This window comes from Gluconacetobacter sacchari (assembly GCF_014174255.1).
Classification (GTDB): Bacteria; Pseudomonadota; Alphaproteobacteria; order Acetobacterales; family Acetobacteraceae; genus Gluconacetobacter; species Gluconacetobacter sacchari.
In genome coordinates, this window is sequence record NZ_JABEQJ010000069.1 from 1 (window position 1) to 5,030 (window position 5,030).

General features: G+C 61.9%; 6 protein-coding genes. 3 read left to right on the top strand and 3 right to left on the bottom strand.

The window, feature by feature from the left end:
• The first annotated feature begins 247 nt into the window (after positions 1-247).
• The 3 genes from acuI to HLH48_RS22465 all read left to right on the top strand — a co-directional run bounded on the left by acuI (position 248) and on the right by HLH48_RS22465 (position 2,905).
• The gene (gene acuI / locus HLH48_RS22455; RefSeq protein ID WP_182999674.1) at positions 248-1,249 is read left to right on the top strand and encodes an acrylyl-CoA reductase (NADPH); all 1,002 of its coding nucleotides are present in this window, start codon (positions 248-250) and stop codon (positions 1,247-1,249) included.
• Positions 1,250-1,681: 432 nt separating this feature from the next.
• Complete coding sequence (locus HLH48_RS23460) at positions 1,682-1,945, top strand: hypothetical protein (protein ID WP_246387726.1); 264 nt, start codon at positions 1,682-1,684, stop codon at positions 1,943-1,945.
• A 42-nt stretch (positions 1,946-1,987) separates the two neighbouring features.
• Positions 1,988-2,905 carry a LysR family transcriptional regulator gene (locus HLH48_RS22465; protein WP_182999675.1) on the top strand — a complete coding sequence of 306 codons (918 nt, stop codon included), beginning with the start codon at positions 1,988-1,990 and terminating at the stop codon, positions 2,903-2,905.
• A gap of 47 nt (positions 2,906-2,952) precedes the next feature.
• On the opposite strand, the gene HLH48_RS22470 is transcribed toward HLH48_RS22465, so the two are convergent.
• The 3 genes from HLH48_RS22470 to HLH48_RS23465 form a co-directional block, all read right to left on the bottom strand.
• On the bottom strand, positions 2,953-3,771 hold the full coding sequence (locus HLH48_RS22470; RefSeq protein WP_182999676.1) for an alpha/beta fold hydrolase: 819 nt from the start codon (positions 3,769-3,771) through the stop codon (positions 2,953-2,955).
• A gap of 31 nt (positions 3,772-3,802) precedes the next feature.
• Complete coding sequence (locus tag HLH48_RS22475; RefSeq protein ID WP_182999677.1) at positions 3,803-4,231, bottom strand: DoxX family protein; 429 nt, start codon at positions 4,229-4,231, stop codon at positions 3,803-3,805.
• Between the two features lie 160 nt (positions 4,232-4,391).
• Positions 4,392-4,736: a flavin reductase gene (locus tag HLH48_RS23465; protein ID WP_182999678.1), complete on the bottom strand. Its 345-nt coding sequence runs from the start codon at positions 4,734-4,736 to the stop codon at positions 4,392-4,394.
• Positions 4,737-5,030 lie beyond the last annotated feature (294 nt).

Here is a 5,030-nt window from a genome sequence, read left to right on the forward strand (position 1 = left end):
GGCGTGATCGGAGAAACGGATGGTTTTGACACCCAATTCGTAAACCCAATCAAAAGCTTAGGCGATACCCGCCGCCCAATCTCGACCAACCCCGTGAATAAGATGGGCTAGAACGCAGTGCCGCGTCGCTTCGGGACTTTGAAGATGGCTTCATCAGGCTGATCATCGCCCCGTAGGCATCGTCATGACCGGCGCCGGATGATGAGCGTCGTTTTATAGACAATCGGTCTAATAGGAGAGAATGTTTATGACATTGCAATTTCAGGCTCTGCTGATCGAAAAGAACGAGATAGGAGAACAGCGGGTCGATATTCACCAGATGGACGAGGACACATTGCCGGATGGCGATGTGACGGTGCAGATCGAATGGTCCTCCCTGAACTACAAGGACGCTCTGGCGATCACAGGCCGAGGACCGATCGTCCGGCAATTCCCGATGGTTCCGGGAATCGATTTTGCCGGGACCGTCGTGCGGTCCACCCATCCCGCCGTGTCGCCGGGCGACCAGGTGGTGCTGAACGGCTGGGGCGCGGGTGAGAAGCACTGGGGCGGTCTGGCCGGTCGCGCGCGGGTGCGCGCGGACTGGCTGGTCCCTCTCCCGGAGGGTCTTTCGACCCGGCAGGCCATGGCGATCGGGACGGCGGGTTACACCGCCATGCTCTGTGTCATGACGTTGGAACGTGAAGGCATCCAGCCAGGCACGGGACCGATCGCGGTTTCGGGCGCTTCGGGCGGCGTGGGCAGCATCGCGGTGATGTTGCTCTCCCGGCTCGGCTACACAGTCGAGGCGATCACCGGGCGGTCGGAAGAAGGCGCTTATCTCACCGCGCTGGGGGCGGCTGCGATCCTGCCGCGCGATGAATTCACGCAACCGGGCAAGCCCCTGGAGCGGGCGCGCTGGGCGGGGGCAGTTGATGTCGCGGGCGGACGAGTGCTGGCCAATCTGTGCGCGGGCATGGCGTCAGGGGGCGTGGTAACGGCCTGCGGTCTGGCGGCCGGCATGGATTTCCCGGCGACGGTGGCGCCTTTCATCCTGCGCGGCGTGTCGCTGATCGGGATCGACAGCGTCTACTGTCAGCGAGACCGCCGGATAACGGCATGGAACCGTCTGGCCGAACTGCTTGATCCGCATCTTCTGGACACGATGACGACCGAAATCTCTCTTGCCGCTGCTCCCGGCGCAGCCCGCGACCTGATGGATGGGAGGGTTCGGGGGCGTATTATCGTCGACACGAGGACCCAAGTCTGAACATCGCGACAATCATGCAGGGGTAATCTCGATCAACTTTATTACATTGGGTATACTTCTTTCACACAGGGCAACTCGAATGGTAACGTCTTTTCCAGATCGGGTTTAAGCTTCATCACCGAGACCTCGTAATCTTTGTCATTCCTCTTCCAGTAGCGGTTGGCAGGTAAAGATGATGACACGAGAGTGTTCGTCGATCGTGAGGTGCGTGGGCAGAGAAGGCCAATTTCTCGAGGGTTAGGCCGGAGCGGAAAAAATCCTGTCAAAGTAGATACTTGGGTTCGATTGCTTCTCGACTTGCGATGGCTGCAATTTGAGAGCCAATCCTGTTCACTGCAAGGAACAGTGATTACACCGTTACGAGGCCTTCGCCTCTGTCACATGTAGGGCGAAGCGGACGGCACCCGCGTTTCCAGACCATGTTTCAACTTCATGGCTGGGAGCTGGTATCCGGGTCTTTCCGCGCGCCGACTGCACCGCGAGATCAGGCCGATGGGATATGATGGGGCCTACTCGACGCTGACGGAATATCTGCGTCTCGTCAGACCGCCAGTGCCCAAGGTGTTCGACCGCATCGTCGCGGAACACTTCGCCGACGACCGGGAAAATCTGAAGCGGCAGTATCGCCGTGATTGTCGCTTCGTCGGCCGCACCGCAGTGGTTCGCCCTGACAAGCCAAGAACGCTTCACCATTGACCTTGACAAAACAGAAACTATGGAATTTCATACTTTCCCATAATGACAAGACGTCTTCCCGATCTCGAAGCTTGGGCGATCTTCGCCAAGGTCGCTGAACATGCCTCCTTCTCGCGCGCCGCGCGTGAGCTCGGCTTGTCGGACCCCACAGTTTCCAAGGCGATCGGCCGGATCGAGACCCGGCTGGGCGTGACGCTGATCGCCCGCACGTCGCGGCGGGTATCGCTGACCGATGCGGGTCGCGCCGCTCTCACGCGGGCCGCGCGTATTCTGAGCGAGGGCGAAGCGATCGAGGAGGAGGCCGGAGAACAGGCGGCGGTACCGCGCGGGCGGGTGCGCGTCAGCGCGCCGCTTTCTTTCGGTATCGGCTATCTCGGCGCGACGCTGCCGGGGTTCCTCGCGGCCTATCCGGAGATCGTCGTCGATTTTGCGCTGAGCGACCGCAAGGTCGATCTGGTGGCGGAAGGGTTCGATCTCGCGCTGCGCGTCGCGACGCTGGATGATTCATCCATGCTGTCGCGGCGGCTGTCCACGGTGCGGCTGCTGCTCGTGGGCGCCCCGTCCTATTTCGAGCGACACGGCCGGCCGGTGTGTCCGGCCAATCTGGTCGCCCATCGCGCTTTAGGCTATTCAGGCAGCGCGTCGCGTGGGGTGTGGCGGTTCAGCCATCCGACGGCCGGCGAGGAGACGGCCGAGCCGACATTCTGCGTCTGGTCGGACAATGTCGACCTGATGATGCCCGCGCTTCTGGCGGGCCAGGGCCTCGCCATCCAGCCGGAATTCATGGTCTGGCGCGAGTTGCGCGAGGGCAGGCTCGTGACCGCCATGCCGGACTGGTCGGTCGATCCGCTGGGGCTGCATCTGGTCATGCCTGCAAGCCCCCTGCGACCGCTGCGTGTGCAGGTCCTGATCGACTATCTAGCACGCGAATTAGCCCATACGCCGTGGGCACGGCGATAGAGACCCTCATGCCGGTGCCGAAATCGAGGCGCCGGCAGGACCATGCGTCATACTTTCAGGAATTCCAGAAGATCGGCCGTCAACTCGGCTTGATGGGTGACGGTGAAGCCGTGCGGCGCTCCGGGATAGACCTTGAGCGTCGCGTCTGGGAGCATCTCGGCGGCCAGCTTGCCGGTCGCCTCGAAGGGGACGACCTGGTCATCGTCGCCGTGGATCACCAGCGTCGGTACCGTGATCTTCGCCATGTCGGGGCGGAAATCCGTCTCCGAGAACGCGGTGGCGCTGACGATCTCGGCCTGCAGGGCCGCCATCAACCCCAGCTGGAGGAACTGCGCCAGTGCGCCGTCCGACACTTTCTGTCCATGGTTTTTCCCGAAGAATACGGGAGCGAAGTCGATCAGCACCTGTGCGCGGTCGGCCTGGAGAGAAGCGCGGAATGCATCAAAGAAGGCCTTGTCGGGGCCCATCGGGTGATCCTCCGTCCAGATGAAGATCGGCGTGACCGATCCCAGCAGGACAAGGCTGTGGACGCGCGAGGTGCCGTGCCGGGCGACATAGCGCGAGATATCCCCGCCGCCCATCGAGAAGCCGACCAGCGTTACGTCCGTCAGATCGAGATGAGCGATCAGTTCGCCGACATCGTCGGCGAAGCGATCGTAGTCGTAGCCCTGCCAAGGCTGTTCAGAGCGGCCGAAGCCGCGACGATCGAAGGCGATCACGCGATACCCGGCGTTGGCCAGCGCGATCATCTGCTCGTCCCACATGTCCGAGCTGAGAGGCCAGCCATGGCTGAACAGAACGGGGCGGCCCTTGCCCCAATCCTTATAGTAGATCTCGACATTGTCAGAAGTCGTGAACGTCGTCATCGTAGTTACTCCCAGGAAGCTGGCGTGGGGATCAGGAGGCGAAAAAACGGGGGTGCCGGAGCGACAGGGCATAGCGGCCTGCCCCTGCAGCGGCGAGTGCCAGGAGGCCACCGGCGATCGAGATGTTTTTGTAGAAATGGATTGTCATGTCGTAGCGCATCATGCCCGGCGCATAGGTCCAGAAGTGATGGCCGATCAGCCCCGTGACGACCGTGTAGAGGGCAAGCACGGACGCGACGGGCGTCACCGCGATGCCGAGGGTCAGCGCGATGCCGGCGCCTAATTCAACGATGACCGCCAACAGCGCCGAAAAAGCAGGAAACGGTGCTCCGGCCTGGGCCATGTAGGCGATGGCGCCACTGAAATCAGAGAGCTTGCCCCAGCCCATCGTCAGGAAGAGGAGCGAGAGGCCGAAGCGGGCGACGAACAGGGCGGCGTCGCGGGGGGAAACGGTGTTCATGATCAGGTTCCTCGTGGAAGCTGCGGCGCCGGTGCAGTCGGCCGCTGAGAGGAACATTACGATTACGGTCGGGATCGAAAAAACAGAAAATAAAGAAAAATATACTTTCCATAAATAACGTTATCTGGACGGCCTGGCGAGGCCGCTCGTTACCTGACAGTTACCCCGGCCGGGTGATCCGGAACACCGCGTCCGGGCGCACCTCGATGTAATCGGACGGACCACCGGCGCGGAGGATGACGCCGGGGGCATAGGCATCGTAGCGACCGTCGCGCACCAGATCGGCGCGTATATGGACTCGCACCACCTCACCGAACGCCATCTCGGCGGCAGTCGGGCTGCCCTTCGCATCCACGAGCGGTACGAACTGCGTGACGCGGCATTCGAACTGCACGGGGCTGTCGACCACGCGAGGCGCCGCGATGAGATCCGAGGGCATCAAGGCCAGTCCGGCGCGCGACGCCTCGCTCTCGCCGCGCGGCAACGGCGCGGAGGTCTCGTTCATTGCGGCGGCGAGGGCGCGGGTAGTGAGATTCTCAGGTGAAGACCTGTGTTTCGTGCAGATTGGCGAGCGCGTCCTTTCCGCCGATGCTTGAAAAGCCGATGATCGGCGGGTGATAATTGAACGCGTTGAAGAAGCTGTAGGGCGCGAGGTTGACCCGTTCGTCCCGATCGACGCTGCCGATCCGTAACTGCTCACGGGGTTGGCAGCGAAGGGCTTGCGGAGGGTGCTGAAATTTGATTCACCCTACGAATGGCACCGCCCCTTTTTCATGAACTGACCGATGCGGAGAAGAAC

Coding starts and splice junctions, on each gene's coding strand:
- HLH48_RS22470 (WP_182999676.1), bottom strand. CDS start 3,771: ATGACGACGTTCACGACTTCTGACAATGTCGAGATCTACTATAAGGAT.
- acuI (WP_182999674.1), top strand. CDS start 248: ATGACATTGCAATTTCAGGCTCTGCTGATCGAAAAGAACGAGATAGGA.
- HLH48_RS23460 (WP_246387726.1), top strand. CDS start 1,682: ATGGCTGGGAGCTGGTATCCGGGTCTTTCCGCGCGCCGACTGCACCGC.
- HLH48_RS22475 (WP_182999677.1), bottom strand. CDS start 4,231: ATGAACACCGTTTCCCCCCGCGACGCCGCCCTGTTCGTCGCCCGCTTC.
- HLH48_RS22465 (WP_182999675.1), top strand. CDS start 1,988: ATGACAAGACGTCTTCCCGATCTCGAAGCTTGGGCGATCTTCGCCAAG.
- HLH48_RS23465 (WP_182999678.1), bottom strand. CDS start 4,736: ATGAACGAGACCTCCGCGCCGTTGCCGCGCGGCGAGAGCGAGGCGTCG.